Raw genomic sequence first — 26,266 nt, 5'->3', positions numbered from 1 at the left:
GGTCACAGGCCGCTTTGCAGCCATTTCCGTATCCATATGCAGGGTCAGAACGGTGCATATCGCCAAAAGCACGCCCCCAGCTTCGCTTCCACCTCGCCCCATGTGGAACATGCACGATAAGCGGACACCGGTGTCAAATCATCTTGCGAACCCTAGGTGCCAATGGCAGGATGACCCCATAGGAGAGATGAAGCCATGACCCATGTTCCGGTGCTGCCACCCCTTGCCCTGCTGGCCGCGCTTGCTCTGCCCCCGATCGCTATCGCCGCGCCCGCGCCATCGCGATCGACCAGCCAGACCGCCGCCCTCGCCTTCCCCGGCGCCGTCGGCTGGGCCGCCACCACCCCGGGCGGCCGCGGCGGGCGCATCATCCGCGTCACCACCCTGGCGTCGGATGGCCCCGGCAGCTTCAAGGCCGCGCTGGAGGCGAAAGGCCCGCGCATCATCGTGTTCGAAGTCGGCGGCATCATCGACATGCAGCGGCAGGCGTTCAGGATCACCGAACCCTATGTCACGATTGCGGGCCAGACCGCGCCATCGCCCGGCATCACCCTGATAAAGACCGGCATCGACATCGCCACCCATGACGTCGTCATCCGCCACATCCGCGTCCGCACCGGCGTCGACGACCAACCCAAGATGAGCGGATGGGAAGCGGACGCCATGTCCACCGTGGGCGCGCATCATGTCATCGTCGATCATTGCAGCTTCACCTGGGCCATCGACGAGAATATGTCCGCGTCCGGCCCCCGCTTCGAGGGCAAGACGCCCGACGACTGGCGGCGCGGCACCAGCCACGCCATCACCTTCTCCTACAACATCGCGGCGGAGGGGCTGGCCGACGCCAGCCATCCCAAGGGCGAGCATAGCAAGGGCACGTTGATCCACGACAATGCCAGCCAGATCATGATCTGGCGCAATCTCTATGCCCATAACAAGGAACGCAACCCGTTGCTGAAAGGCGGCGCACAGGTCGAGCTGGTCAACAACATCCTCTATGATCCGGGTGAACGGGCGGTTCATTACAATCTGATGGCGCTGGAATGGGGCGACCATCCCTATCAGACCGGCAAGCTGTCCGCCGTCGGGAACGTGCTGCGCGGCGGCGTGTCCACTGCGCCCGGCATGCCCTTCCTCATGCTGGGCGGCGATGGCGACCTCGATTATCATGGCAAGGACAATATCGCCGTCGACCGGTTCGGCGTCGCCCTGCCGATGTTCGGCCGCTATGGCGAGACCCGCGCGAAACTGAACGATCTGCCCGCGCCGCCGGTCTGGTGGCCGGGCACGGCGGTGCTGCCGACCCGCGACGTCGAAACCCATGTCCTGGCGCGCGCGGGCGCACGCCCCTGGGACCGCGACGCCGACGACCTGCGCGTCCTCTTCTTCGTCGCCGAAGGACGCGGCGAAATCATCGATGATGAAAAGCAGGTGGGCGGCTATCCGAAGATGGCCCAGACCCGCGCGCCCTTTGTCGAGGGCGACTGGAATCTCGACACGATGGAGCCGAAATCTGGCCGCTATCCCGGCCAGACCGGCGAGATTGCGGAACATCTGTCCGACCGCGACAAGATGATGCGGCAGGGCGAACCGGGAGAAAAGAAATGAGCCTTCCCCTCCTTTTGCTCGCGGCGGCGGCCGCAGCGACATCCACCGCCGCGCCGCCCATGGCGGTGATCGATGAACGGTCGGTCGCCCGCGAGGAACCCAACCCCCATGGCAAGATCGGCATGAGCACCGCCTATCGCATCAGCGACGCCGTGCCCCAGCCCCGCCGCATGGAGTTTCGCAAGCGCATCCTGCATGTCGGCTCGGCCATCGGCCTGCACCCGATCGCGCATGACGAGGTCTATTATGTCCTGTCAGGCACCGGCGACGTCACATCGGACGGCGAGACGAAGCCCCTGACGCCGGGCATGGCCGCCTATCTCTACGACGGCGCGGTCGTCGGCATAAAGCAGACCGGGAAAGAGCCGCTGGCGCTGATCATCGCCTATCCGGTGAAGTAAGGAAGGTGTAGGCGTTTGGGTGGGCCGGCGGCGCGCCACGATAGGGCATGGCGCCAGGCGGTAGATCTACGGGATATGACCGACCTTATCCTCTGACCGCCTGGGACCCCAGCCTTCGCTGGGGTGACGGAAGGGGGATGCTCACTTCAGGGTGTATTGAACGCGCCTCATTGTCCCCAGATGGTCCTGACCAGCCAACGCACAGTGTCGGCAAGCGAAAATATTGAGATTATGCCAGCGCGTTCAGCGGCTGTCCTATCCTGCTATGCCACATTATCCTCGTGGTGCCCCCCGGACCGACATAAGGGCACGTCCGAAGCAGGACATCGCTAATCCATTCACAATATAATTTCCTACATGCGAAACTCTATTTCGAGATTAGCGGGAAATATGCGAAGTTAAGCTGTCGATCTCCTATCAGCTCCCCGGCTGGATATAAGGGACACGGGCGAAGAGCTGACGTTCCCAGCCGCGTGGATCATCCGCCACCGCGCTGTTCGTATCGAAGAGCATCGTTGCGCGCTGGTCCAGTCGATACTGTGGCCAATCGGCCATGCCTGCGTCATTGGGATCGCCTTTGCGGGCGAAGGCCAGGAAGCGTCCCATCACAGCCGCCGACGCCGCCCGCGCATCCGCGCCGACCCCGGTCAGCGACCCCGGCGCGTCCAGCGTGCCGAAGGCGAGCGCTATGTCCATGGTATGCGGCGCGCCGCGTTCCGGCTGGACCGGCGACTGGAAATCGACCTGATAGACCCATGTCGGCGCCTCGGCGCGCGCCCGCATCTCCGCTTCGATGACCTGTCCCGGCCAGCTCCGCCCCGCCGTCGTTGCCGCGTAGAAGATGCGCTCGGCCGACCAGTCGGGATAGTGCGCCCGATATTGCGCCACGATCCATTGGGGGGCAGGTCCATACGTAACTCCCCCGCCATGCGCTCCGGCAGGTTGGACCAGTCCAGCCCCCGGATCAGCGGCCCGGCAGGATCGATGAAGGCACGGGTTTCGTCGCGGGTGTTGCCCAGCATCATCGGGATCGCATTGCCCTGCGGCGCGGCGTCGGGCCAGAAGGGGTGGCGCTCCAGCCAGCGCATGTCCAGCACCGGCCCCATATAGACGCCGCCGCCCAACAGGGGATCGACAGCGTCCAGCCCGTCGATCAGCCGGGCGACAGGCATGGTCAGCAACGGGCTGAGGTCCGTGGGCGACACACCCAGTTTCGCCAGATAGGCGCGCGTCCGGCGCGCGGCGTTGATCGGCCCGCTGGCCGTCACCTGCTGCCCGCTCATCGTGATCGCGCGGTGGAACAGCCCCTTGGCGGCGGGCATCGCCATCATCGTCGCGATCTTCGCGCCGCCGCCCGACTGGCCGAAGACCAGGATATTGGCCGGGTCGCCGCCAAAGGCCGCGATATTGTCCCGCACCCAGCGTAGCGCGAGGATCAGGTCCAGCTGCCCGGCATTGCCGCTATCGGCAAAACGCAGGTCGAGGTTCGCGAGATACAGATAACCCAGCGCATTCAGCCGATGGTTGACCGTCACCACGACAACGTCGCGCGCGGCCAGATGACGTCCATCGTTCAGCGGATCCACTACGCTGCCGTTCGAATAGGCGCCGCCGTGGATATAGAGGAGAACCGGCCTTTTTGCGGTCGGCTCCAGCCCCGGCGTCCAGATATTGAGGGCCAGGCAATCCTCGCCGGTCGCGTCCTGCTTCGCCCGTTGCGGGCAGGATGGCGCGAACGCCACCGCAGGCTTGATCCCTTGCCAGGGTTCCGGCGCGATCGGCGCGCGAAAGCGGTAACGCGCGCTATCCTGTCCATAGCCTATGCCGCGAAATACGCGCAGCCCACCCTCTCTCGTCCCCCGGATGCGGCCGTGACGGGTCGTGACGACCGGGTCGCCGGTTGCGGCCCAGGCGGGCGACGCGGCCAGCGCCAGTCCCGCGCCGATGAAGCTGCGCCGATCGGTCATCGATCCTCCTCTTCCTGTGGGGTGGGGAGGGTTAGTCCCTCTCTGGATTGTCCGTCCGAACCGGGTCCGCGATCGCTTGGGCGTCGCCTAGCGCGCGAGCCACCCGCCATCGACGGCGAGGGTATGCCCGTGGATATAGCCTGCCGCGCTCGACGCCAGGAACACCGCCGCCCCGCCGATGTCGGACGCCTCGCCCCAGCGGCCCGCCGGAATGCGCTCCTGGATCTGGCGGTTGCGCGTCTCGTCGGCCTGGAGCGCGGCGGTGTTGTTCGTCGCGATATAACCCGGCGCGATCGCGTTGACGTTCACGCCCTTGGCCGCCCACTCGTTCGCCAGCAGCTTGGTCAGCCCCGCGACCCCGCTCTTGGACGCGGTGTAGCTGGGCACGCGAATGCCGCCCTGGAAGGACAGCAGGGACGCGATGTTGACGATCTTGCCCGATCCTTGCGCGATCATGTGCCGCCCCGCCGCCTGGCAGAGGAAGAACAGCACTTTGAGATTGGTGTCGATCACCGCGTCCCAGTCTTCTTCGGTGAAGTCCACGCTGTCGGCGCGGCGGATGATCCCGGCATTGTTGACCAGGATGTCGAGGCCGCCCAGCGCCGCCACCGTCTCGTCCACCACCCGCTGCACGGGTGCGATGCTGGACAGGTCGGCCGACACGATCACCGCCTGGCGGCCCAGCGCGCGGACCTTCTCCACCGTCTCCTGCGCCGGCGTGCGGCCCACCGCCGCGATATCCGCGCCCGCAGCGGCCAGCGACAGCGCGATCGCCTGACCGATGCCAGTATTGGCCCCGGTGACGATCGCCACCTTGCCCGTCAAATCGAAGACATTCATCATATCGTCACCTTCTGCCGCACTTACGCCAGCTGGCAGATATCCAGCACGTTCATGTCGGTATAATCCTGGTTCTCGCCCGCCATCGCCCAGATGAAGGCATAGGCCTTGGTCCCCGACCCCATATGGATCGACCAGGGCGGGGAGATCACCGCTTCCTCATTGGCCATGACGATGTGGCGCATCGCATCGCCCTCGCCCATATAGTGGAAGACGCGGTCGGCCGGGCCGTCCAGCTCGAAATAGAAATAGATCTCGCTGCGGCGCTCGTGGATGTGCGGGGGCATGGTGTTCCACACGCTGCCGGGCTTGAGCACGGTCAGGCCCATGACCAGCTGCGCGCTGTCGCAGATGCCGGGAATGACCAGCTGGAAGATGGTCCGCTCGTTCGATTCCTCCAGGCTTCCGCGCTCCAGCGCATTGGCGTCGGCGATGCCGAGCTTGCGGGTCGTGAACGCCTTGTGCGCCGGGCAGGAGGCAAGATAGTAGCGCGCACCGGCGCCCGCGAAGGTCACGTCCTTGGCACCCATGGTGACGTAGAGGCAATCCTTGTTGCCCAGCGTGAAGACCTCGCCATCGACGGTCACGGTGCCTTCGACGCCGCTCACATTGACGATCGCCAGTTCGCGCCGCTCCAGGAAGGGATGGCCCGCCGCCGACGCGGGTTCGCTCTGCGCGGGCAGCTTCACCGGCGCGTCGACCACCGACACGCCGCCGATCACGAAGCGTTCGGCATGGGTGTAGTTCAGCACGCATTCGCCATCGCGGAACAGCCCGCCGATCAGGTAGCGATCCCGCAATTCCTCGTTCGATACGCACTCCATCATGTCCGGATGCGTCGCGTAATAGGTCTTGTCGAACATAGGCATCTCCTTATCCCTTGCGTCCAATCGGACACCGGTGTCATAAAATAGGCGATATCAGCTTGTGGCGGGTGGCGCAACCGATCCGCGGCGGATCAATGTGGAACTGAACATCGAGGGTTCGTTGACCTCCGCCCCCTCGCCGATCGCGGTGCCGATCAGTTTGAGCGCGGCGGCGCGCCCCATGGCCACGATCGGCCAGCGCACTGTGGTCAGAGGTGGCCAGACGCGCGTGGTGACGGGCGTGTCGTCGAAGCCGATGATCGACAATTCCTCCGGCACGGCGATGCCGCGTAGCCGTGCCGCATAGAGGACGCCAGCCGCCATTTCGTCGTTGCTGGCAAAGATCGCGGTCGGGCGCGGCGACAGGTCGAGCAGGCTTTCGGAGGCCGACAGGCCGGTTTCGAACGTATATTGCCCGTCCGCCACCAGACTGCGCGGCAGGCTGATCCCTGCTTCGCTGAGCGCCAGTTCAAAGCCGTCGCGCCGTTCCTGCGCGGAGCGAAAACCATGCGGGCCGGCCACCAGGCCGATCCGCCGATGCCCCTGCGCGATCAGATAGCGCACTGCGTCGGCAACCGCTTCCCGGTCGTTGGACGCCACCATATGTTCGGCATCGTCCAGCACCGCCGATCCCATGCGGACATAGCGACAACCTTCCTCATCCAGCATCCGCGCCAGCGCATCATTTTCCGACATGGGCGGCAGGATGACCACGCCGAACAGCCGCTGCCGCGTCACGAAGCTGCGGATATCGTCCATCACCAGATTGGAGCCGCGATCGACGGGCCGAATCACCAGTTCGAACTCGGTGCCATGCAGCGCCTCCAATATCCCCTTCTGCATGCTCAGGATCATCTGGACGTTGGGATTGTCGTAGATCAGGCCGATCAGGAAATTGCGGCCCAGCGCCAGCGCGCGTGCCTGCGGATTGGGAACATAGCCGGTTTCCCGGATGATCGCCTCCACCTTGTCGCGCGTCTCCTGATTGAGCAGCGGCGACCGGTTGATGACCCGACTGACGGTCTTTTTCGACACACCAGCCATGCTGGCAATGTCGTTGATCGTCAGTTTGGGCGCCTGTCCCTCATCCTGTTTCTGTTTTGCCATCCCGCCTTATACCCTAGAATCGGGATGACGCCAGACGCACCCGCTTGCCAATGACACCGGTTTCCATTACCAGCCCCTCATCGATAGAAAAGGACGTTCAATGCGCGCTGACAATGGAGCAGGGATGATCGCGGATCGCTTTGTGGCCGCGCGCCGGGCCGCAACCGGCCTGGCCGCCTATCCCGGAACTCCGCCTGAAACATTGGACGACGCCTATGTCATCCAGGCTGCGGCGCTGGAACAGGTGACGGACCCTATCGCGGGATGGAAGGTCGGGCGTATCCTGCCGCCGCTGGACGATCGCTATGGATGCGACCGTCTGGCCGGTCCGATCTTCGCGTCCACCGTCGTACAGGCCAGCGCCGATACGGTCGGCCTCGTCTTCGCAGACGGTTTTGGCGCGGTGGAGGCAGAGTTCCTGTTCCGGATCGGCAAGGCGCCGTCCCCCGACCAGCATCAGTTCACGCTAGAGGAAGCCGCTGCCCATATCGACGCCGTCCATATCGGCATAGAGATTGCCAGTTCGCCGTTCCAAGGGATTAACCGCCTGGGACCGGCGGTGACGGTGTCCGACTTCGGCAACAATAATGGCCTGTTGATCGGGCCGGCGGTCACGGACTGGCGCAGCGGCGCCTATGCCAATCAGACCATCGTCACGCGCATCGACGGGGAAGAGATCGGGTCGGGCATCGCCGCCGCCTTCAACGATGGCGCGATCGGATCGGTACGCTTCCTGTTGGAAAATCTGATTGCGCGCGGCATAACCATCGAACCGGGCTGGTGGATTTCGACCGGGGCCGTTACCGGTGTCCATCCGGTTCGACCGGGGCAGACGGTGGAAACCGACTTCGGATCGCTCGGCACCCTGGGTTGCCGGATCGAAGCGCAGCCACCGCGATAAGCAAGGGACGCCAGAAGCCGTCGAAACAGGAGCAGGATGATGAACGACATGCCCATCGCGGATCGCCCGCCCACCCGCTATCGCTGGGTCGTGGTCGGGTTGTTGTTTGCGGCGACCGCGATCAACTATGTCGATCGCCAGATGATCGGGGTGTTGAAGCCTACCCTGTCGGCGGAAATGGGCTGGTCGGAAACCGACTATGCCAATATCGTCTTCTGGTTCCAGGCCGCCTATGCCGTGGGCTATCTGGGCTTCGGCCGGATCGTCGATCTGGTCGGCGCGCGCTTTGGCTATGCCATCGCCGTCGTCATCTGGACCATCGCCCATATGGCGCATGGCGGGGTGCATAGTGTCACCCAGTTCGCCATGGCGCGCTTTGGCCTGGGGGTGGGCGAATCGGGCAATTTCCCGGCGGGTATCAAGGCCGTGACGGAGTGGTTCCCGCAAAAGGAACGCGCTTTCGCCATCGGCCTGTTCAACGCGGGCGCCAATATCGGCGCGATCGTGACGCCGTTGCTGGTCCCGTGGTTGACGGTCGCCTATGGCTGGCGGGTCGCCTTCTACGCCACGGGCATTTTCGGCGTCCTGTGGCTGATCGCCTGGCTGGTCTTCTACCGCAGGCCCGAAGAGCATAAAAAGATTTCGGCCGAAGAATTAGCCTATATCCGCCAGGACCCGGCCGACCCGGTCGAGCCGATCGGCTGGGGCCGTCTGATCACCGTGCGTGAGACATGGGCCTATGCGATCGGGAAGTTCTGCATCGATCCCATCTGGTGGTTCTTTCTGTTCTGGCTGCCGGGCTATCTGGGCACGCGCTATGGGCTGGACCTGCTGAGCTTCGGGCCGCCGCTGGTCGCCATCTATCTGCTGTCGGACCTGGGCAGCGTGGCGGGCGGATGGATGTCGAGCCGGTTGATGAAGGCGGGCAGGACCGTCAATGCCGCGCGCAAATTGACGATGCTGCTCTGCGCCTGCGCGGTTCTGCCGGTCTTCTTCGCGCAGTCGATCGACAATCTGTGGCTCGCCGTGCTGGTGATCGGCATCGCGACTGCGGCGCACCAGGCCTTTTCCGCCAATCTCTACACGCTGCCGTCCGACCTGTTCCCGCGCGGCGCGGTGGGTTCGGTCGTGGGCATCGGCGGTACGGTGGGCGCGATCGGCGGCATGGTGATGGCGAAATATGCCGGCTATGTGCTGGACGGGATCGGCAGCTACACGCCGCTCTTCGCCGTCGCGGGCAGCGCCTATTTCGTGGCGCTGGCGGCCGTGCATCTGCTCTCGCCCCGCCTGGCGCGGGTGACCGTAACCGCCGGCTGACGGGGCAGCGTACCCGACCTTTCGATCTGCCAGTGACAAAGCCCGCTGCTCCCGTTGCAGCGGGCTTTTTTTGCGCCATGCAATAGGAGACGGTCGGCTTAACTTCGCACATTTCCCGCCGATCGCGACATTTTGATGCGGGAATAGGAATTTAAGTTACAAGTGAAGGCCTGCGCGGACAGGACAGCTTATAGCGGCAATCGGGCCATGTAGGACAGCCGCCTGCCGATAGCACAGCCCGGCGGCCCAGGCCTGGTCGATCACGGTGCGGGCTTCGGCGTTAGGGGATGGCGCGATAGAGATTGCCTATGGCCGCCGCGCCGAGACCCAGACGACCTAATCCAGACGGGCCAAATCCAGGGCCACCTGATCCTGCTAAAGGCCATAGAAGGCGCGTGCCGCTCCTTCGAACAGGCGCGCGCGGGCGTCGTCATCCTGTTCGCCGACGAGGCGCAGCGTATCATCGACCCAGTCGCCATAGCTATCGCCCCCATGCAGCAGCACCGGCCAGTCGCTGCCCCACATCGTGCGCTCCCCGAAGCTGTCGAGAATATGCGCGACATAAGGTTTGAGCGCATCGGCCGCCTGCCCCCGCGCCTGTTCGGTGCGCAGGCCGGACAATTTGCACCAGATATTGGGATGGCGGGCGAGCGCGGCCAAATCGTCGCGCCATGGGTCGAGCAGGCCCTGAGCGGCAGGCGGCTTTGCACCATGATCGATCACGATCGGGAGGTCCGGCCAGCGTTCCGCGAACCGGGCGATGACCGGCAGGTGACGCGGCTGGATCAACGCGTCGAAGCACAGGCCATGGGCCAGCATCGCCCGTATCGCGGGGGCAAGGTCGTCGCGCAAGATCCAGGCGCTGTCCGTGATACCCTGCAACATCGGTCGCACGCCGACACATTTGGGATGGGCGGCCAGTTGTGCGATCCGCGCGGGCGCGTCGGCGCTGTACAGCGCGACCCAACCGACCACGCCCAGGATCAGCGGATCGTCCGCCACCAGCGCCAGCATCCAGTCGGTGTCGCGGTCGTCGGGTTGGGACTGCACCAGCACGGTCCCGATCACATTCAGGCCTTGCGTCGCCGCGCGCAGATCGTCGGGCAGGAAATCATGGTGGATCGTCGGCCAGTCGGCGTCGGGCCACATCTGCCCCGGTCCGCCGATCCGCCAGAAATGCTGATGCGAATCCACAATAGGCGGACGGGTCATGGATGGATGGCCCATAATCATTCCCTCTCTTGCCATGTCGACCCGACGTGCGTCGGCTTGAACCATCCAACATCATAAAATAGCAGGCTGGGCTATCCATGCCGCTTTGCCATTATATCTTGGCAAGGACGTTCGGATGAAAACCCCGATCCGGAACGCCCTGCACTGGTGGAGGACGACGGTGCGCTTTGCAAGCTGTCCGCCCCTATTTCCGGTTTGGATGGGCTGGCGTCTATATCAGGCGCGACACGCGTAGCGACGAGTTCATAATCGGCGCAGGCCATGTGCGGTGATCGAGCGCGCCAACGGCGTCGATGGCGCACACACACGCCCCGGCGTCCCGCTCTGATGAGGCACTCGGCAGCGGCGGCATCTTGGCAATTAAATTCATATCCATGAATATTTCATCTATGCGAATTTGATGAAATGTTCTAGGAGACGGGTGAGAGGCAAGGCTGGAGGAATAATAATGCCGGTCATTCACCCCAATTGGGAGCGGCCACCCGTCAATATGGTCGACGGCTACTCGCTGGAAATGACAGCGAAGGACGTGGATTCGCTGCGCGAAGCGGCGCCGGGCATAGCGCCCGCAACGCCGGTCGCGGTCACATTTCTGCCGGGCGAGGATTTTGGCGCACGCATCGCGGCGACCAAATTGGTGCGCAGCCTGGGATTTGAGCCCATGCCGCATTTTTCGGCACGGCGGATCAGTTCTACGACGGAGTTCGAGGATTATCTGGCCGCCGCCGTGGCGGAAGCCGATGTCCGTCGTTGCTTCGTCATCGCGGGCGATCCGTCCGAACCCGAAGGCCCCTATGCCGACAGCAGCGCGTTGCTAGCCAGCGGCGCCTTCGAACGGAACGGCATCAGCGCGATCGGCATCGGTGGCCATCCCGAAGGACATCCGAACATGACGCCCGACCAATGCTGGTCGGTCCTGCTGAACAAATGCGTGGAAATAGAGGGGCGCGGGATGGCGCCGTTGATCGTGACGCAGTTCGTCTTCGATGCGGACGTGGTTCTGACATGGCTCAGCGAATTGCGGGCCAGGGGCATCACCGCGCCGGTGCGGATCGGCGTGCCGGGACCGGCCGGCATCAAGACGCTGATGCGCTTTGCCGCGCGATGCGGCGTGGGCGCGTCGACGTCGGTGCTGGCAAAATACGGCATTTCCATCACCAAGCTTATCGGGTCGGCCGGTCCCGACAAGCTGGTCGACAGTTTCGAACGGCGGCTGGGTGAAGAACATGGCCGGGTGCGATTGCATTTCTACCCGTTTGGCGGTTTGGGGAAGACCGTCGCATGGATCAACGATTATGCCCGCGCGCATTGACGTAGACGGGCTGCTGGGACGGGTTGCTGGGAGGGTGCTGAAGTGACGACTATCTATACGCTGCGGTTGCAGTGCGACGACAAGCCGGGTCTGGTCGCGAAGGTCGCGGGCTATCTGGCCGCGCATGGCTGCAACATCGTCGATGCGCAGCAGTTCGACGACGCGATGAACAATACGTTCTTCATGCGGGTCGCGTTCAAGCCGGGTGCGGAAGATTCGCTGGACGCGCTGCGCGAGGGCTTCGCGCCGATTGCGCAGGACGCCGGGATGGACTGGTCCATGGCGGATCAGGCCACGCCCAAGAAGGTCGTGCTGATGGTGTCCAAATGGGACCATTGCCTGGGCGACCTGCTCTATCGTCAGCGTATCGGCGAATTGCCGATGGATGTGGTGGCGATCATTTCCAACCATCCGCGTGAAAAGCTGCACACGTCGCTGATCGGCGATAAGCCCTATCATTATTTCCCGGTGACCAAGGACACCAAGGCGGCGCAGGAAGCGCAGATCAAGCAGGTCGTGACCGAGACGGGCGCCGACCTGATCGTGCTGGCGCGTTACATGCAGATTTTGAGCGACGATCTGGCCGCTTTCCTGTCCGGCCGCTGCATCAACATCCATCACAGCTTCCTGCCCGGCTTCAAGGGCGCGAAGCCCTATCACCAGGCCTATGAGCGGGGCGTGAAGATGATCGGCGCGACCGCCCATTATGTGACCGCCGACCTGGATGAGGGGCCGATCATCCATCAGGATGTCGAGATGATCGGCCATGCCGATGTGCCCGACGAACTGGTCCGTCGCGGCCGCGACATCGAACGGCGGGTGCTGGCCGAAGCGGTGCGGCTGCATGTGCAGGACCGGGTTTTCCTGAACCAGTCGCGTACCGTCGTCTTTCGGGGCTGATCCATGCGCGCGATCATCGACGGCCGCGCGATGGCGCGCGCGCTGGGCGTGCAGACGGCGGCGGCAGTCGAACGGCTGAAGGCCGACGGCGTCGATCCGGCGCTGGCCGTGGTGCTGGTGGGACATGATCCCGCCAGCGAAATCTACGTCCGGCGCAAGATCAGCGAATGTCGCAAGGCGGGTATCGGATCGGTCGAAAAGCGCCTGCCCGCCGATTGCGGGGCGCAGGCGCTGCTGGACCTGATCGACCAGCTGAACGCCGATCCGGCCATCCATGGCATATTGGTTCAGTTGCCGCTGCCGCCGGGGATCGACGCCGCGCCGATCCTGGACCGCATCGCCCCGTCCAAGGATGTGGACGGTTTTCACCCCGTCAATGTCGGGCGGCTTTCGACCGGATCGCAGGGGCTGGTGCCCTGTACGCCGCTGGGCATCATGCAGCTGCTCGACAGCGTGATCGATGACTATCGCGGGTTGAACGTGGTGGTCATCGGTAAATCGAACATCGTGGGGAAGCCGGTGGCGATGCTGCTGCTGGAGCGCGAGGCGACGGTGACGGTCACGCATATCGAGACGCGCGACTTGCCCGATATCGCTCGCGCCGCCGACATCATCGTGGCGGCAGCGGGCGTGCCGCACCTGGTGCGCGGCTATTGGGTGAAGCCGGGCGCGGTCGTGATCGATGTCGGCATCAACCGGGTCGTGGACGATGCGGGCGCCAGCCGCATCGTCGGCGATTGCGCGACCCATGAACTGGATCATGCCAAAGCGGTGACACCGGTGCCGGGCGGGGTCGGCCCGATGACCATCGCCTGCCTGCTGAGCAATACGGTCGCCGCCGCGCAAAGGAACATAGACTGACATGCCATCGTCCATCACGACCAAGGTCCGCGTCAAGGAATTGCCGTTGCTGGCCGATATCGGGATCAATCCCGACGAAATCGGCCGTCGACAGCCCCTGGTCATCACGGTCCAACTGCTGCTGGACGGCGGCGCGGTCGAGGGGATCGGCGAGACGGTGGATTATCGCCGGATCGTGCGGGCGGCCGAAGCGCTGTCGGAGCTGCATATTCCGCTGATCGAGACATTTGCCTGTCGGCTGGGCCAGGAATGCATCACATGGCCCGGCGTCGTGGAAGCCTGTGTCAATGTCGACAAGCCTTTCGCCCTGACGCGCGGGCTGGCCGGGGTGGAGGTCGTCGTCCGATCGGCATGACATCGCCCAGCTGGTCGGCTATCTGCCGTTCGTCACGAGCGATACCATAGATGTGGTCATCCATCCGCTTGCGCTGGGCGATCAGGCCAGAGCGCCAGGCGCAATCGCGCTGGCGATGGATGCGCTGGACGAGGCAGGGCTTCGGTGAGACAGCGAGTCAGACAGTTGTGGTGAAAATATCGGCGTTCGATGGATTGATATATTATCTTGTAATTTCAATATTTTGACTCTTATGTTCGACCGATTTTACATGCGGTTACCGTGCGGCGGTGCCTGTGCGATGGCGCGACCTACCAGCCGCCGCAGGTCGCCGCGTCTGCGATCTACAAGGAAATGGATGGCTGGACGCAAGCTACCCCGATAGACGCGACCATAGGCGGGCCGACATCGTGCTGATCAGGGCAATGGGGAGACAGGCAAGCACAGGCGGGTCCGTTCTGGCCGTACGAACAGGTCGATCGACCGATGCTTTTCACGGCGGTAAGATAGCAATATCCGATGGCATCGCAGTCATCGAAACGGGCGTCCTCAATCTTCGCGATGATAATCTGCCAACAGATGGCCGCTGGTTTTGACAATGATGTCGAATGACTGCAAAAGGCAGATCCGGACGGTCCACTGGCGATCATATGTTCGGGGTCTGAATTTTCTGGATAGGATATGACATGGCGGAAACCGAACAGCCCGATTATACCATTTTGACTGTTCAATTGTTGAGCGCCTATGTTGCCAATAATAGTGTCCCCAGCGAAGATCTGGCTGGTCTGATCCAGACGACGCGGGCCGCGCTGGTGGCGGATATTGTTGCGGCTCCTGTCGAAGTGGTCGAGCATGTGCCGGCCGTCAGTGTTCGCAAGAGCATCGCATCGCGCGACCATATTCTCAGCCTGATCGATGGCCGCCCCTATAAGACGCTCAAGCGCCATCTTGCCTCCCATGGTCTGACGCCCGCCGACTATCGGCTGCGTTATGGTCTTCCCGAAACCTATCCGATGGTGGCGCAGGCCTATTCCGACCAGCGGCGCGCGGTCGCGCAAAAGCTGGGCCTGGGGCAGCGCGGCACGCAGGCGCGGGCGGCGACTGCCGCAGCGGCGGCGGCAGTCTCGACGACGCCCGGCGATAGCGCAACCCCTGTGCCCAAGAGGCGTCGCCGCAAGAGCGTACAGCCCGATGCCGCCACCCCGGACAGCACGGGCAAGGCGCCTGGGAAGGGTGCGGCGCGTGCGAGCGATGCGCCCGTATCGAGCGATATTGTGGCGGCCAAGCCCGCCGCAGGTAAAGCGGTCCCCGCCCCCACCAAGGCAGGCCGCAAGCCTAAAGCGCAGGCCGTGGCGCAAGACGCGCCCGTCCTCGACACGCCTGCCGCCCCTGAACCGGTGAAGGCGAAAGGCGCGAGCAAGGCTCCTGCCCGCGCCAAGGCTCCGCGCAAGAAGCTGGGCATCAAGGCAGGCGGCACGGATGCGGCATCCTGACCGACAAGGGCCGCGCCTTCGCTGACGAAGGCGCGGCCCTTGTCGGAAGACGGAGCGATGCGACCGGATGCCGTCAGGACGGTCAGGTCAATATGCGGCGGATCGATAGCGACGCGGGCGCGCCACATTGTTCGAGCGCGTCCAGCGTCGCGGTCGCCATCGCGCGATAGGCGGGCAGCAGGCGCGGGCTGTGGGCGGAAATAGCGGCCAGATGATCGCGGATCGTGTCTGCGTCGCCGCGCAGCAACGGGCCGGACAGGCCTCCGATACCTCGGTCGAGGCTATTGTCCAACGCCGCGCGGACCAGCGGCGCGAGCAGCGCGGCGGGATCGGCGATACCAGCCGTCGCGAGCGCGTCGCATGATCCGGCCATCAGCGTCACGAGATGATTGGCCGCATGGCAGAGCGCGGCATGATAAAGCGCGCGCTGTGCCTCGGCCACATGTTCCACCACGCCGCCGATCAGGGCGACGAGCCTTTCGGCCGCGCCGGTCGCCGGGCGGGTGCTGCCTGTGACGACGAAACGCGCGCCGATCATGCGGGCGACTTCCCGGTCTGGGTCGCCGGTGAAGGTCATGGCCGGATGGACGGCCGCCGTCAGGGCGCCGCGCTGCGCCAGGGGCGTCAGGATCGCCGCGCCGCTTCGCCCGCTCAGGTGAAGGATCAGTGGCGCGCCGGTAGGGCGTTGCTCTGCCAACGCCGCCACGATGGGCGCGATGGCGTCATCCGATACGGCGATCAGGATGAGGTCGCAGGCGGACGCGATCTGCGCCAGGTCCTGCGCCGGGGCGGAATGGCCGATGCGGGCTGTGATCGCGTCGCGGCGGGTCGGGGTGCGGCCCCAGACCAGCATCGGATCGACCGAATGCGCGTGCAGGGCCAATGCCATCGCCTGCGCGACGCGGCCGGTGCCGATGATGCCGATCCGGCGATAGGGTGGAGTGTCGTGCATCCCCGGTGCTTAACCGGCCGATCGTCGTTCCGCCAGAATGATGCCGCCGTCGATGCGCAATCAGGCGCGCGCGGCGGTGATGATGATTTCCACCTTATAGTCCGGGGTCGCCAGTTTGGCTTCGCCGGTGGCGCGGGTCGGCGCGGGTACGCTCGCGATCCAGGCGTCCCAGACCAGGTTCATTTCGGCAAAATCCGCCATGTCCGCCAGCCAGATGGTGGCCCGCAGGATATGCGCCTTGCTGCTGCCCGCCAGGCCCAGCAGGCGGTCGATTTCTTCCAGCGCCGCCTGGGTCTGCACCGTCACGCTTTCGCCGGGTGCGCCGATCTGGCCAGCGAGATAGACGGTGTCGCCGTGGATGACGGCTTCGCTCATGCGCGGGCCGGTTTCGATGCGGGTGATGGTCATGGCTTGTCTCCTTGGAAGATCAGCGCCGATAGCGCGACAGCGCCAGGTCGGCGGTTTCGATGGCGGGCGGGCGGTCGCTGATGATGTCGGCGATGACATGGCCCGAACCGCAGGCCATGGTCCAGCCCAGCGTGCCATGGCCGGTGTTGAGGAACAGATTGTCGATGGCGGTCGCGCCCACGACCGGCGTCGAATCCGGCGTCATCGGCCGCAGTCCGCTCCAGAAGGTCGCGCGGGACAGATCGCCAGCGCCCGGGAACAAGGTGCCTACGCTATGGTCCAGCGTGTCGCGACGCGCCTGCGGCAGGTCGTTGGTGTAGCCCGACAGTTCGGCCATGCCGCCCACCCGGATGCGATCGCCCAGCCGTGTGATCGCGACCTTGTAGCTTTCGTCCAGCAGGGTCGATACGGGCGCGCCTTCCTCCCGCACGATCGGCACGGTGATCGAATAGCCCTTCACCGGATAGACCGGCAGGCGCAGGCCAAGCGGCGCGACGATCAGGGGAGAGAAGCTGCCCATGGCGACGAGATAGGCGTCGCCGCTGACCGGTCCCTGATCCGTGACGACATGGCTGATGCGTCCGGCTTCGCGCGCAAGGCCGGTGATCTGACGCCCCATCAGGAACTGGACGCCGCGCGCCCGGGCCATGTCCGCCAGCGCGTTGGTAAATTTGAAACAGTCGCCCGTTTCGTCCTGGGGCAGGCGCAGGCCGCCCACGATTGTCGCGGCGCTGGCGGCAAGGCCCGGTTCGGCGGCCAGGCAGCCTGCGCGGTCGAGGACTTCGAAAGGGACATGGTCGGCGCGCAGCACCTCAATATCCTTGGCGATGCCGTCGAGCTGCTTTTGTTCGCGGAACAGCTGGAGCGTGCCCTGGCTGCGCTCGTCATAGGCTATGCCCGTCTCGGCGCGCAGCGCGATCAGGCGGTCGCGGCTATGTTCCGCCAGCCGGACCATGCGCCCCTTGTTGATGCGATAGTCGGCCGCGTTGCAATTGCCCAGCATCGCCACCAGCCAGCGCAACATGGCCATGTCGACCTTTGGCCGCAGGATCAACGGCGCATGCTGCATGAACAGCCAGCGCAGCGCCTTGGCCGGGATGCCGGGCGCGGCCCAGGGCGAGGCATAGCCGGGCGAAATCTCGCCCGCATTGGCGAAGCTGGTTTCCTGCGCCACGCGGGTCTGGCGGTCGACCACGACCACCTCGTGCCCCGCCTGCGACAGATACCAGGCGGACGTGACGCCGATCACGCCGCCGCCCAGAATGACGATCTTCATGACCTGCCGCTTTCCTTGTCTGCGACCGGCGCGGCCAGATAGTCCCGCGCGTAGCGGTGGCCGAGGCGGGTCAATATTTCGTAGCTGATGGTGTCCGCCTGCGCGGCGACATCATCGATCGTCTGGTGCGGGCCGATCAGTTCGACCGGCGCGCCGGGCTGGAGCAGGTCGTCGGGCAGATCGGTGACGTCGAGCGCCATGCTGTCCATCGACACTCGGCCGACGACGGGCACGCGGATGCCGCCGATATAGGCGCTGCCGCGATTGCTGAGATGGCGCGGCCAGCCATCGGCGTAACCGACGGAGATGGTGGCGATATGCGATGGGCGCGTGCAGCGATGGGTGAGGCCATAGCCCACCCCTGCCCCCGCAGGCACCCGGCGCGACTGCACGATATAGGCGTCGAGCGCGACGACGGCGCGCATCGGATTGGGATCGCCATGCGGCGCGCCGCCATAGAGCGCGATGCCCGCGCGTACGATGTCGCCATGCTGCACGTCGGGCGCGAGGGCACCGCCCGAATTGTCGATCGATCGCGGAACGCCGGGAAACTGGCGGGCGATGGCATCGAACAGTGCGCGCTGGTCCCGGTTGGCCTCGTCTTCGGGGTGGTCGGCACAGGCGAGATGGCTCATAACCAGTCGGACATCGATTCCGGTCAGCCGATCCGGTCGATCGCGCAGTGCCGACAATTCCTCCATGCTCAGGCCCAGGCGCGACATGCCGGTATCGACCTGGATGACGCCCGGCAGATCGCGCCCCGATGCGCGCGCTATGGCGGACCATGCATCGATCTGCGCCAGCGCGTTCAGGATCGGCACGGCGCCGACCGCCACGCAATCCGCCTCCGCGCCCGGACGCAATCCATTGAGGATGTAGAGGGTCGCGTCAGGCGGCAGGTGAGGTTTCAATGCCGCCGCTTCGCACAAATGCGCCACGAAGAAATGGCGGCAACCGGCATCCAGCAGGGCGCGCGACACGGCGATCGCGCCAAGGCCATAGGCGTCGGCCTTCACTACGCCTGCCACTTTCGCCGGGGACACGTGGCGCGCTATATGCTGGTAATTGGCGACCAGCGCCGCCAGATCGATGCGCAATGTCGCCGCCGTCCCGAAATGCATGCCGATCCCCTTCCGATAGAACCAAGATATCCAACGCTTCTTCGAATAGGCGTGCAAAATTCGGGCGATTTTTGCTACTTATGGCATAGATGTGAAGAATCATCCTAAGGATTGGCAGGAATGACCAATGGACTCGACGATCCCGATCGCGCTATCCTGCGCCTGCTGAAACTCAATGCGCGTCGGTCCAACGCCGACATAGCAGTGGAGGTCGGCCTGTCCCCTCCGCCTGCCACCGGCGCATCAGGCAGTTGGAAGCGCGGGGCTATATTCGCGGCTACACCCTGATCGCAGGCGGGCGCGACGACAGCGCGATGGTCAATGTTCTGGTGCAGGTGACGCTGGATCGCCAGACGGAGGATTATCTCGCGCGTTTCGAGCATGCGGTGCGGCAATGTCCCGAGATACGCGAATGCTTCCTGATGACCGGCGCGGTCGATTATTGGCTGCGCGTGGAGGCGGACAGCGTCGACGCCTATGAGCGGCTGCATAGCGAGATTTTGTCGCGCCTGCCCGGGGTAACGCGGATCAATTCCAATATCGCGATGCGCGATGGGCTGCGTCCGCGGCGCGGCAAGGCTTAGTGGGAGGAGAGGAACGGGCGGTCAGAGACTGACCGCCCGTCCGTTCAGGCCGTCCGTTCAGGCCGGTGCGCCCAGCATTTTTTCCAGCGCGGTGACATGCGCCGGAACCGGCCTGGCCTGGAAGAAATCGCGCAGGTCGATATAGCCGAGATCGCGGATTTTTCCGCCACGGCGTAGCGCAGGTCATCGTTCAATATTGCGGAAAGACGCGATTTAAGCGTCTGCAATCTGGTTTCGATGGTCATGAACTGGCCTCCATGATGATCGTTTGTGGAGCGGCGATAGTCCACCGTATGCGGCGCTTTGCCAAGGGCGCACGGTGCGTTACCGGTCGGGCCGCCCTGTATTTCCGACCGGTCACACCCAAGATCGCTATCGATTTCCGGACGCGTGTCGAGCAACGGTGGAGGGTCTTTTAGCCGACGGCGCGCGCGTGCGCTTTCAGCCTGCGCGCCGGTCGTCAGGCAAATTCCGCCCTGATCGCGCTGCCCTGCTGATCGACGTGCGGCGCGCCGGCGGGGCGGTCTGACCGGCGACCGTCGATCCGGATCGCGCTTCTGGTCGTCACCACCGGCCTGTCGCGCGAGGGAATGGTTTGCAGCAGGTCGAGGCGGCGGAATGCCTCCGACGCCAGGAGGTCGGGCCAGTGCAATATCTCCGCGCACCAGATGTCCTGCGCGCGTAGAAGGACGAGCCAGCTGGCCGTATCCTGCTGCGCGATCCGGTGCGCGATCACGGACTGGAGCCGATCCCGGTCGATGAAGGCGTCGCCATCCAGGGCGACGTCGAGCAAGGGCGCCAGCTTGGGCAGCGGCGTCATGGCTAATGCCAGCCAGCCGTCCGCCGTGCGATAGACGCCATAGGGCGCGGCAAGATAGGCATGAGCGTTGCGGACCTGTGCCCGGCGCGGCAGGCGGCCGCCGTCGTTGAGATGGGTGGTGAGCACTTCGAACTGGAGGTCGACCATCGCTTCGAGCAGGCTGGTTTCGACATGGGCGCCCACCCCCTTGATCCCGCGACGGACCAAGGCGGCCAATATCCCTTCGGTCAGCAAATGGCCCGACAACATGTCGGCGATGGACAGGCCGAAGGGGACCGGGCCGTCTTCGGCGCTGCCGCTGAGCCACATCGCGCCGGAAAGCGCCTGCGCCAGCAGATCCTGTCCCGGCCAACCGGCCCATGGGCCATCGTCGCCATAGCCCGAAATGGTGCCGACGATCAACCGGGGGTTGCGGGCGCGCAACTGGTCCGGGCCGACGCCCAGGCGATCGGCGACGCCGGGGCGGAAATTCTGGATCACCACGTCGGCGCGATCGGCGAGGCGGTAGAGCATGTCTCGATCGGCTTCGTCCCTGTAGTCGAGCGCGATGCTTTCCTTGTTCCGGTTGATGGCGTGGAACAGGGTGGAATCGCCGCCTATGTCGGTGTCCGTCAGATAGAGGCTGCGACAGATATCGCCTGCCCCGGGCCGTTCGACCTTGATCACCCGCGCGCCAAGGTCGCCCAGGCGCAGCGCGGCGGAGGGGCCGGAGAGGAATTGCGCCATGTCCAGCACAAGCAGGCCGCCGAGGGGGCGATCGTCGGTCATCCGAAACTCCGGGCGAACAGCGTGTTGAGGGCGACGATCGCGGACGCCGCATCCTCGCGCGTGCGCAACGCCTGGTTCAGGCGATCGGATGCCTGCTGCTGGAAGGCCATATAGCCGGTATGGCGGGGACGGAGCCACGCGCGATCCAGCGTGGCCCGGGTGGCCCGGTAGAAGTCGGCGGTCAGGCCGTTGATGCCGTCATCTTCCCAGGCCTGGGCATGCCCCGGCTGGCCGCCCGAGGGCGCAAAAAGGTTGGTCTGGACCGGACCGCTGGCGACCCATTGGGCGAAGGCGGCGGCGTCCGCCAGGCAGGCGCTGCTGGCGGAAATGGCGAGGCCGGTGCCGCCCAGCGCCGAACCGGCGGGACCGGCCGCGCCGGTGACGGGCAGATCGTGGAAGGCGATGCGCGTCGGGCGGAACCCATCCTGCGCATAGCTGACATAGCCGTAGATGAAGGGCGATGCGGCAAGGGCAGAATGCGCGCTGCCCATCACCTCCAGCACGGCGATGGGATCTTGATCATAGGCGATCGGGTCGATCAGGTCGGCCAATTGCGCCAGACGGTCATAGGCGGTCGCGGCCTGCGCCGGGAAGAGGTGCGGACCATCGACATTGAGGGGCACAGCGTCCAGGCCGCACAGCGAGAAAAGCGTCATCAGGCTGTGCGGCGCGCGCAGCGGCAGCGCCAGCGCACCGGCACGCGCGAGCGCGACGACATCGTCCCAGTTTCGCAGCGGCGCGGCCAGACGACCGGGCACCCACGCCTGCACCTGCGTCGCGGCGTCGATCGGCAGCGCCCATTGACGCCCTTTCCATCGGTAGCTGGGATAGGAGAGGCCGACGCTGCCCGCCTCGATCTCCGCCAAAGCCGTAGCAGTGCAGAGCGTATCGAGCGGCGCGAGGCATCCCGCGTCGGCCACTTGTCCGACATGGGGATGGTCGATGACGATCAGGTCATATTGGCGCGCCAGTTCCTCGACCGGATAGGTTTCGAAATCCTGGAGCGAGCGGCGGTCCCAGACGATTTCCTGCCCCGTGCGGTTGTACCAGGCGCGCGAGGCGGCCAGCAGCGGATCGACGCCACGCGGATGGTCCCATGTCATGCCTCGCATCGCGCGCCCCCAGTTAGTCGGACAATTAGGTTGACTCATTCTATGCATCTCCATAGCCTGAGAAAATATCATATTAAATGATAATTATCACGGAGAGGGTGTCCGTTGCCGTTTGATGCCAGGGATCGAAAGCCGCTGCTGCCCCTGACCGGGCTGACGGTGCTGGATTTCAGCCAGTTCCTGGCCGGTCCTTCGGCCGCCCTGCGGCTGGGCGACCTGGGCGCGCGGGTCATCAAGGTGGAACGGCCCGATGGTGGTGACGCAAGCCGGAGCCTGTATCTGGCCGACCTGCCGTTCGACCAGGACAGCGCCCTGTTCCACGCGATCAATCGCGGCAAGCAAAGCCTGACTGCCGATTTGAAGCACGCCGACGATCTGGCGCTGGTTAAGCAACTGATCGCGCGGGCGGATGTGCTGATCCACAATTTCCGACCCGGCATCATGGACCGGCTGGGCTTGGGGTGGGATGACGTGCGGGCGATCCATCCGCGCATCGTCTATGCCGGGGTGAGCGGCTATGGGCCGACAGGTCCGTGGCGCGACAAGCCGGGGCAGGATCTGCTGGTGCAATCGCTGTCGGGCATCGCCTGGCTGTCGGGCGATGGCGACGGGCCGCCGGTGCCCGCCGGGCTGTCCATCACCGACATGATGGCCGGTGCGCAACTGGTGCAGGGCATATTGGCGCTGCTGGTGCGGCGGGGCGTGACCGGCGAAGGCGGGCGCGTCGACGTCAGCCTGATCGAAACGGCGATCGATTTGCAGTTCGAGCATCTGGCGGTCTATCTCAATCGACGCGGCACCATGCCGGAGCGGAGCGATATCGCCAACGCCAATCTCTATCTGGCCGCGCCCTATGGCATTTATGGAACGGCGGACGGTTATATCGCGATCGCCATGGCTCCTGTGGATCGCCTGGGCGCGCTGATCGACTGTGCGGCATTGGCAGCTTTCCCGGCGGAACAGTGGTTCAGCCGCCGCGACGCGATCAAGGCCGTGCTGCGCGATCATCTGCGCGCGGACACCACCGCGCATTGGCTGTCGCTGCTGGAACCGGCGGGCATATGGGCCGCGCCGGTGCAGGACTGGCCGACGCTGACCAACGATCCGGGCTTCGGCGCGCTGGACGCGGTGCAGCAGGTGCGATCGCCCGACGGCGAAACGCTGGCTCTGACCCGCTGCCCGATCCGGATCGACGGGCAAATCATCAAGAATGACAGGGCCGCCCCCCGTCTGGGCGCGGACAGATCCGCCATCCAATCCGAACTGACAGGTGCCCCATGATCGTCGAGCAGTATTTTGAGGACTATGTCATCGGGTCGGAACGGCAGAGTTTCGGCCGGACCATCACGGAAACCGACTTCGTGGTCCATGCCGGGCATACCGGCGACTTTTTCCCCCATCATATGGACGCGCACTGGTGCGCGACGCAGGATTTCGGGCAGCGTATCGCCCATGGCACGTTGATATTCAGCATCGGCATCGGCCTGACCGCGACGACCATCAATCCGCACGCCATGTCGTACGGCTATGACCGGCTGCGCTTCATCCGGCCGGTGCATATCGGCGACACGATCCGCACCATCACCCGCATCGCCGACATGCGCGATCATCCCAAACGCGCCGGCCATGGCATCGTCACCGAAGCGGTCGACATCCGCAACCAGCGCGACGAAACCGTGCTGGCGTGCGAGCATCTCTATCTGGTGACGCGGCGGCACGCCTGAACCCATGATCCTGCGCAGCCGCCATATCTTGACCGGATTGTCGATCGTGACCGTGCTGGTTGCGGCGGCTTCCCTGCTGAGTGTGCGGCAGGCGGTCATGGCGGGACGGTCGCCCGCCCCTGCCCTGCCTGTGGGCGGCGATCGCTATGGGTTGTCGACCGTGGGGCTGAGCTATCCCTTCGCGGCGGCCATCGCCAAGGGATTCAGCGACGCGGCGGCGCAAGCGGGCGCCGTCGCGGTGGTGCTGGACGCGAAGGGCGGCGTGCAGAAACAGGCCAATGATATCGACGATCTGGTCGCGCAACAGGTCAAGGGCATCGCGATCATGCCGATCGACAGCATGGTGGCGCAGGGCTGGGTCGACCGGATCGGGCGGCGTGGCATAGCGGTAGCGTCGGTGGCGGCGCTGATCGGCGATCCGCGCACGCGCGACGTGCGCGACGTCTATCCCGGGCTGACCGCGCTGGTATCGCAGGATGAGGTGACGGCGGGCGAAGCGGCCGGGCGACTGGCGGCGACCTTGTTGCCCAAGGCGCGCGCGGCGCGGATCGCCGTGATCGAGGGCGCAGCGGGCTATCCCGAAGTCGAACAGCGCGCGCGGGGCTTTATGCGGGCATTGGACGCGGCGGGCGTGCGCTATCGGATCGTGGCGTCGCAGCCGGGCAACTGGTCGGCCGAAGGAGGTGAGGCGGCGTGCCAGAATATTTTGAGCGCGCAGCCGCAGGTCGACCTGTTCTTCAACGAAGCCGACGACATGGTGGTCGGCTGCGCGCGGGCGGTGCGGGCAGCGGGATCAAAAGCGCGGCTGATCGGCGTGGGCGGATCGCGGCTGGCCATCGCGTCGATCAAGGCGGGGGCGGTGGACGGCACGGTCTGTTTCAAGCCCGAGGCGCTCGGCGCGCTGGCGTTCGCGGCGCTGCATCGCGCGGCGCAAGGGGGAAAGCAGGCGCGCGCTTCCAGACCTATCCCATTCCTGCCGTTACGCGGACCAATGTCGATGCGTGCGTGGGGCAGTGGTGATGCCTGTCCTGGCACTAGAGGGGATTGCGAAGACCTTTCCCAACGGCACCACGGCGCTGAAGGGCGTGGATCTGTCGATCGAGGCCGGGACGGTGCATGGCCTGCTGGGCGCGAACGGCGCAGGCAAATCGACACTGATCAAGATATTGGCAGGCGCGTTGCAGCCCAGTGGCGGGGCGATCGCATGGCGGGGCGAGCCGCGCGCCTGGACCGGTCCGGCCGCGCCGAGAGCGGCGGGAATCGCGACCCTCTATCAGCATGTCCCGCTGGTGCCGACGCTGTCGGCGATGGAGAATATCCTGCTGGATGCTGGCGGACTATGGCGCAACGACCGGGCGGTGCGGGCGAAGGTGCAGGCGATCGTCGCCGATCTGGGCGATCCCTTCCCGCTGGATGCGCTGGTCGAGGATCTGCCCATCGGCAAGCGGCAGATGATCGCCATCGTGGCCGCGCTGACGGCGGACGCGCAACTGATCATCATGGACGAACCGACCGCATCGCTGGCCGGGCATGAGCGGGACACTGTTTATGCGACGATCCGGCGACTGAAGGCGGAGGGGCGGACGGTGCTGTTCATTTCGCATTTCATCGACGAGATCGTGGCGCTGACCGACAGCGTGACTGTGCTGCGCGATGGACGGGCGGTGCTGGACGCGCGCACGGCGGACCTTACCGAAACGGATATCGCCGACGCCATTGCCGGACGATCGGTCGCGGCGCTGCATCGCGATGGGCGGGACCGGCACTTTGGCGAGGCCGTGCTGGAGGTGCGGGGATTGGCGTCTGCCGGATTGGCGCCGACCGACCTGACGGTGCGGACGGGCGAGATCGTCGGGATCGCCGGGCTGCTGGGGTCGGGGCGCAGTGCATTGTTGCATGCGATTTTCGGCGCGGACCGGCAGGCGCGTGGGGTGGTCCTGCTGAATGGACAGCCGGTGGCGCGGCGGACCGACGAGGCGGTGATGGCCGGGTTGGCGCTGGTGCCGGAGGATCGGGCGAAACAGGGCTATGCGCCGTTGTTGTCGATCAGCGACAATATCGCGCTGGGCGACGATCTGGGGCTGTTGCGGGCCCAGGATCGGGAGCGCGCGGAAGCGCAGGCGGCGATCGAACGCCTGTCGATCAAGACGCCGGGCGTCGATGCGCTGCCATCGGAACTGTCGGGCGGCAATGCGCAGAAGGTGGTGATCGCCAAATGGCTGAAAGCCCGGACCCGTGTGCTGATGCTGGACGAGCCGACCGCAGGCATCGACATCGGCGCGCGGACCGACATCCTGCGGCTGGTGCGCGCGCTGGCCGACGACGGATTGCCGGTCCTGCTGGTGTCGTCCGAGTTCGAGG

General features: G+C 65.2%; 23 protein-coding genes and 3 pseudogenes. 15 read left to right on the top strand and 11 right to left on the bottom strand.

Going from position 1 to position 26,266, the window contains the following annotated elements; genetic code table 11:
* Positions 1–195 precede the first annotated feature (195 nt).
* Both U5A82_RS01920 and U5A82_RS01915 read left to right on the top strand, forming a co-directional pair.
* A complete protein-coding gene (locus U5A82_RS01920) occupies positions 196–1,608 on the top strand; it encodes a pectate lyase family protein (RefSeq protein ID WP_326288213.1) in 1,413 nt (470 codons plus the stop codon).
* Positions 1,605–2,009, top strand: coding sequence for a cupin domain-containing protein (locus tag U5A82_RS01915; RefSeq protein ID WP_326288211.1), 405 nt, complete (start codon positions 1,605–1,607; stop codon positions 2,007–2,009). The genes U5A82_RS01920 and U5A82_RS01915 overlap by 4 nt, the downstream gene beginning before the upstream one ends.
* A 417-nt stretch (positions 2,010–2,426) precedes the next feature.
* Here the strand turns inward: U5A82_RS01915 and U5A82_RS01910 are convergent.
* The 4 genes and pseudogenes from U5A82_RS01910 to U5A82_RS01895 all read right to left on the bottom strand — a co-directional run bounded on the left by U5A82_RS01910 (position 2,427) and on the right by U5A82_RS01895 (position 6,789).
* Positions 2,427–3,976 (bottom strand): annotated as a pseudogene (locus U5A82_RS01910) (carboxylesterase/lipase family protein).
* Positions 3,977–4,063: 87 nt separating this feature from the next.
* On the bottom strand, positions 4,064–4,819 hold the full coding sequence (kduD, locus tag U5A82_RS01905) for a 2-dehydro-3-deoxy-D-gluconate 5-dehydrogenase KduD (RefSeq protein WP_326288209.1): 756 nt from the start codon (positions 4,817–4,819) through the stop codon (positions 4,064–4,066).
* A gap of 20 nt (positions 4,820–4,839) precedes the next feature.
* Entirely contained in the window at positions 4,840–5,679 is an 840-nt protein-coding gene (kduI, locus tag U5A82_RS01900; RefSeq protein WP_326288207.1) for a 5-dehydro-4-deoxy-D-glucuronate isomerase, read from the bottom strand.
* A 57-nt stretch (positions 5,680–5,736) separates the two neighbouring features.
* The gene (locus U5A82_RS01895; protein ID WP_326288205.1) at positions 5,737–6,789 is read right to left on the bottom strand and encodes a LacI family DNA-binding transcriptional regulator; all 1,053 of its coding nucleotides are present in this window, start codon (positions 6,787–6,789) and stop codon (positions 5,737–5,739) included.
* Between the two features lie 100 nt (positions 6,790–6,889).
* Between U5A82_RS01895 and U5A82_RS01890 the strand changes: the two genes are divergently transcribed.
* Positions 6,890–7,690, top strand: a complete 801-nt coding sequence (locus U5A82_RS01890; protein WP_326288203.1) for a 2-keto-4-pentenoate hydratase — start codon at positions 6,890–6,892, stop codon at positions 7,688–7,690.
* Between the two features lie 39 nt (positions 7,691–7,729).
* On the top strand, positions 7,730–9,007 hold the full coding sequence (locus tag U5A82_RS01885) for an MFS transporter (RefSeq protein ID WP_326288201.1): 1,278 nt from the start codon (positions 7,730–7,732) through the stop codon (positions 9,005–9,007).
* A gap of 375 nt (positions 9,008–9,382) precedes the next feature.
* On the opposite strand, the gene U5A82_RS01880 is transcribed toward U5A82_RS01885, so the two are convergent.
* On the bottom strand, positions 9,383–10,219 hold the full coding sequence (locus U5A82_RS01880) for an amidohydrolase family protein (RefSeq protein ID WP_326288199.1): 837 nt from the start codon (positions 10,217–10,219) through the stop codon (positions 9,383–9,385).
* 463 nt (positions 10,220–10,682) lie between these two features.
* On the opposite strand from U5A82_RS01880, the gene U5A82_RS01875 reads away from it, so the two are divergent.
* The 5 genes from U5A82_RS01875 to U5A82_RS01855 all read left to right on the top strand — a co-directional run bounded on the left by U5A82_RS01875 (position 10,683) and on the right by U5A82_RS01855 (position 15,140).
* Positions 10,683–11,552: a methylenetetrahydrofolate reductase gene (locus tag U5A82_RS01875; RefSeq protein WP_326288775.1), complete on the top strand. Its 870-nt coding sequence runs from the start codon at positions 10,683–10,685 to the stop codon at positions 11,550–11,552.
* 42 nt (positions 11,553–11,594) lie between these two features.
* Positions 11,595–12,452, top strand: a complete 858-nt coding sequence (gene purU / locus U5A82_RS01870) for a formyltetrahydrofolate deformylase (protein WP_326288197.1) — start codon at positions 11,595–11,597, stop codon at positions 12,450–12,452.
* Between the two features lie 3 nt (positions 12,453–12,455).
* Complete coding sequence (locus U5A82_RS01865; RefSeq protein ID WP_326288195.1) at positions 12,456–13,313, top strand: bifunctional 5,10-methylenetetrahydrofolate dehydrogenase/5,10-methenyltetrahydrofolate cyclohydrolase; 858 nt, start codon at positions 12,456–12,458, stop codon at positions 13,311–13,313.
* Between the two features lies 1 nt (position 13,314).
* Positions 13,315–13,668 (top strand): dihydroneopterin aldolase, encoded by a 354-nt coding sequence (locus U5A82_RS01860; RefSeq protein WP_326288193.1) that lies wholly within the window; start codon positions 13,315–13,317, stop codon positions 13,666–13,668.
* 665 nt (positions 13,669–14,333) lie between these two features.
* Entirely contained in the window at positions 14,334–15,140 is an 807-nt protein-coding gene (locus U5A82_RS01855) for a Ros/MucR family transcriptional regulator (protein ID WP_326288191.1), read from the top strand.
* A gap of 82 nt (positions 15,141–15,222) precedes the next feature.
* Here U5A82_RS01855 and U5A82_RS01850 read toward each other — a convergent pair whose 3' ends face one another.
* Genes U5A82_RS01850 through alr form a run of 4 tightly spaced genes read right to left on the bottom strand, consistent with a single transcriptional unit; the run spans position 15,223 to position 18,897 of the window.
* Positions 15,223–16,092, bottom strand: coding sequence for a Rossmann-like and DUF2520 domain-containing protein (locus U5A82_RS01850; protein WP_326288189.1), 870 nt, complete (start codon positions 16,090–16,092; stop codon positions 15,223–15,225).
* Between the two features lie 60 nt (positions 16,093–16,152).
* Positions 16,153–16,500: a RidA family protein gene (locus U5A82_RS01845; RefSeq protein WP_326288188.1), complete on the bottom strand. Its 348-nt coding sequence runs from the start codon at positions 16,498–16,500 to the stop codon at positions 16,153–16,155.
* A gap of 19 nt (positions 16,501–16,519) precedes the next feature.
* Positions 16,520–17,776, bottom strand: a complete 1,257-nt coding sequence (locus U5A82_RS01840; RefSeq protein ID WP_326288187.1) for a D-amino acid dehydrogenase — start codon at positions 17,774–17,776, stop codon at positions 16,520–16,522.
* A complete protein-coding gene (alr, locus tag U5A82_RS01835) occupies positions 17,773–18,897 on the bottom strand; it encodes an alanine racemase (protein ID WP_326288186.1) in 1,125 nt (374 codons plus the stop codon). Before alr ends, U5A82_RS01840 begins: the two co-directional genes overlap by 4 nt.
* A gap of 120 nt (positions 18,898–19,017) precedes the next feature.
* Here alr and U5A82_RS21665 point away from each other — a divergent pair, with 120 nt between their 5' ends.
* Together U5A82_RS21665 and U5A82_RS01830 are read left to right on the top strand one after the other, a co-directional pair.
* Positions 19,018–19,185: an AsnC family transcriptional regulator gene (locus U5A82_RS21665; protein WP_442802132.1), complete on the top strand. Its 168-nt coding sequence runs from the start codon at positions 19,018–19,020 to the stop codon at positions 19,183–19,185.
* Positions 19,149–19,481 (top strand): Lrp/AsnC family transcriptional regulator, encoded by a 333-nt coding sequence (locus tag U5A82_RS01830; protein ID WP_442802131.1) that lies wholly within the window; start codon positions 19,149–19,151, stop codon positions 19,479–19,481. The genes U5A82_RS21665 and U5A82_RS01830 overlap by 37 nt, the downstream gene beginning before the upstream one ends.
* 460 nt (positions 19,482–19,941) lie before the next feature.
* Here U5A82_RS01830 and U5A82_RS01825 read toward each other — a convergent pair whose 3' ends face one another.
* Together U5A82_RS01825 and U5A82_RS01820 are read right to left on the bottom strand one after the other, a co-directional pair.
* A complete protein-coding gene (locus tag U5A82_RS01825; protein WP_326288185.1) occupies positions 19,942–21,069 on the bottom strand; it encodes a CaiB/BaiF CoA transferase family protein in 1,128 nt (375 codons plus the stop codon).
* Complete coding sequence (locus U5A82_RS01820) at positions 21,066–22,181, bottom strand: extracellular solute-binding protein (protein WP_326288183.1); 1,116 nt, start codon at positions 22,179–22,181, stop codon at positions 21,066–21,068. Before U5A82_RS01820 ends, U5A82_RS01825 begins: the two co-directional genes overlap by 4 nt.
* A gap of 105 nt (positions 22,182–22,286) precedes the next feature.
* Between U5A82_RS01820 and U5A82_RS01815 the strand changes: the two genes are divergently transcribed.
* The 4 genes and pseudogenes from U5A82_RS01815 to U5A82_RS01800 form a co-directional block, all read left to right on the top strand.
* Positions 22,287–23,462 carry a CaiB/BaiF CoA transferase family protein gene (locus tag U5A82_RS01815; RefSeq protein WP_326288181.1) on the top strand — a complete coding sequence of 392 codons (1,176 nt, stop codon included), beginning with the start codon at positions 22,287–22,289 and terminating at the stop codon, positions 23,460–23,462.
* A complete protein-coding gene (locus U5A82_RS01810) occupies positions 23,459–23,905 on the top strand; it encodes a MaoC family dehydratase (RefSeq protein ID WP_326288180.1) in 447 nt (148 codons plus the stop codon). The genes U5A82_RS01815 and U5A82_RS01810 overlap by 4 nt, the downstream gene beginning before the upstream one ends.
* A gap of 4 nt (positions 23,906–23,909) precedes the next feature.
* Positions 23,910–24,785 (top strand): annotated as a pseudogene (locus tag U5A82_RS01805) (sugar ABC transporter substrate-binding protein); the annotation flags it as partial.
* A 139-nt stretch (positions 24,786–24,924) separates the two neighbouring features.
* Positions 24,925–26,109 (top strand): annotated as a pseudogene (locus U5A82_RS01800) (sugar ABC transporter ATP-binding protein); the annotation flags it as partial.
* Positions 26,110–26,266: the final 157 nt, after the last annotated feature.

Source organism: Sphingobium sp. CR2-8, from assembly GCF_035818615.1.
Lineage (GTDB): Bacteria > Pseudomonadota > Alphaproteobacteria > Sphingomonadales > Sphingomonadaceae > Sphingobium.
The sequence above is the reverse complement of the archived record's forward strand: the minus strand, read 5'-3'. Positions and strand labels throughout refer to the sequence as shown.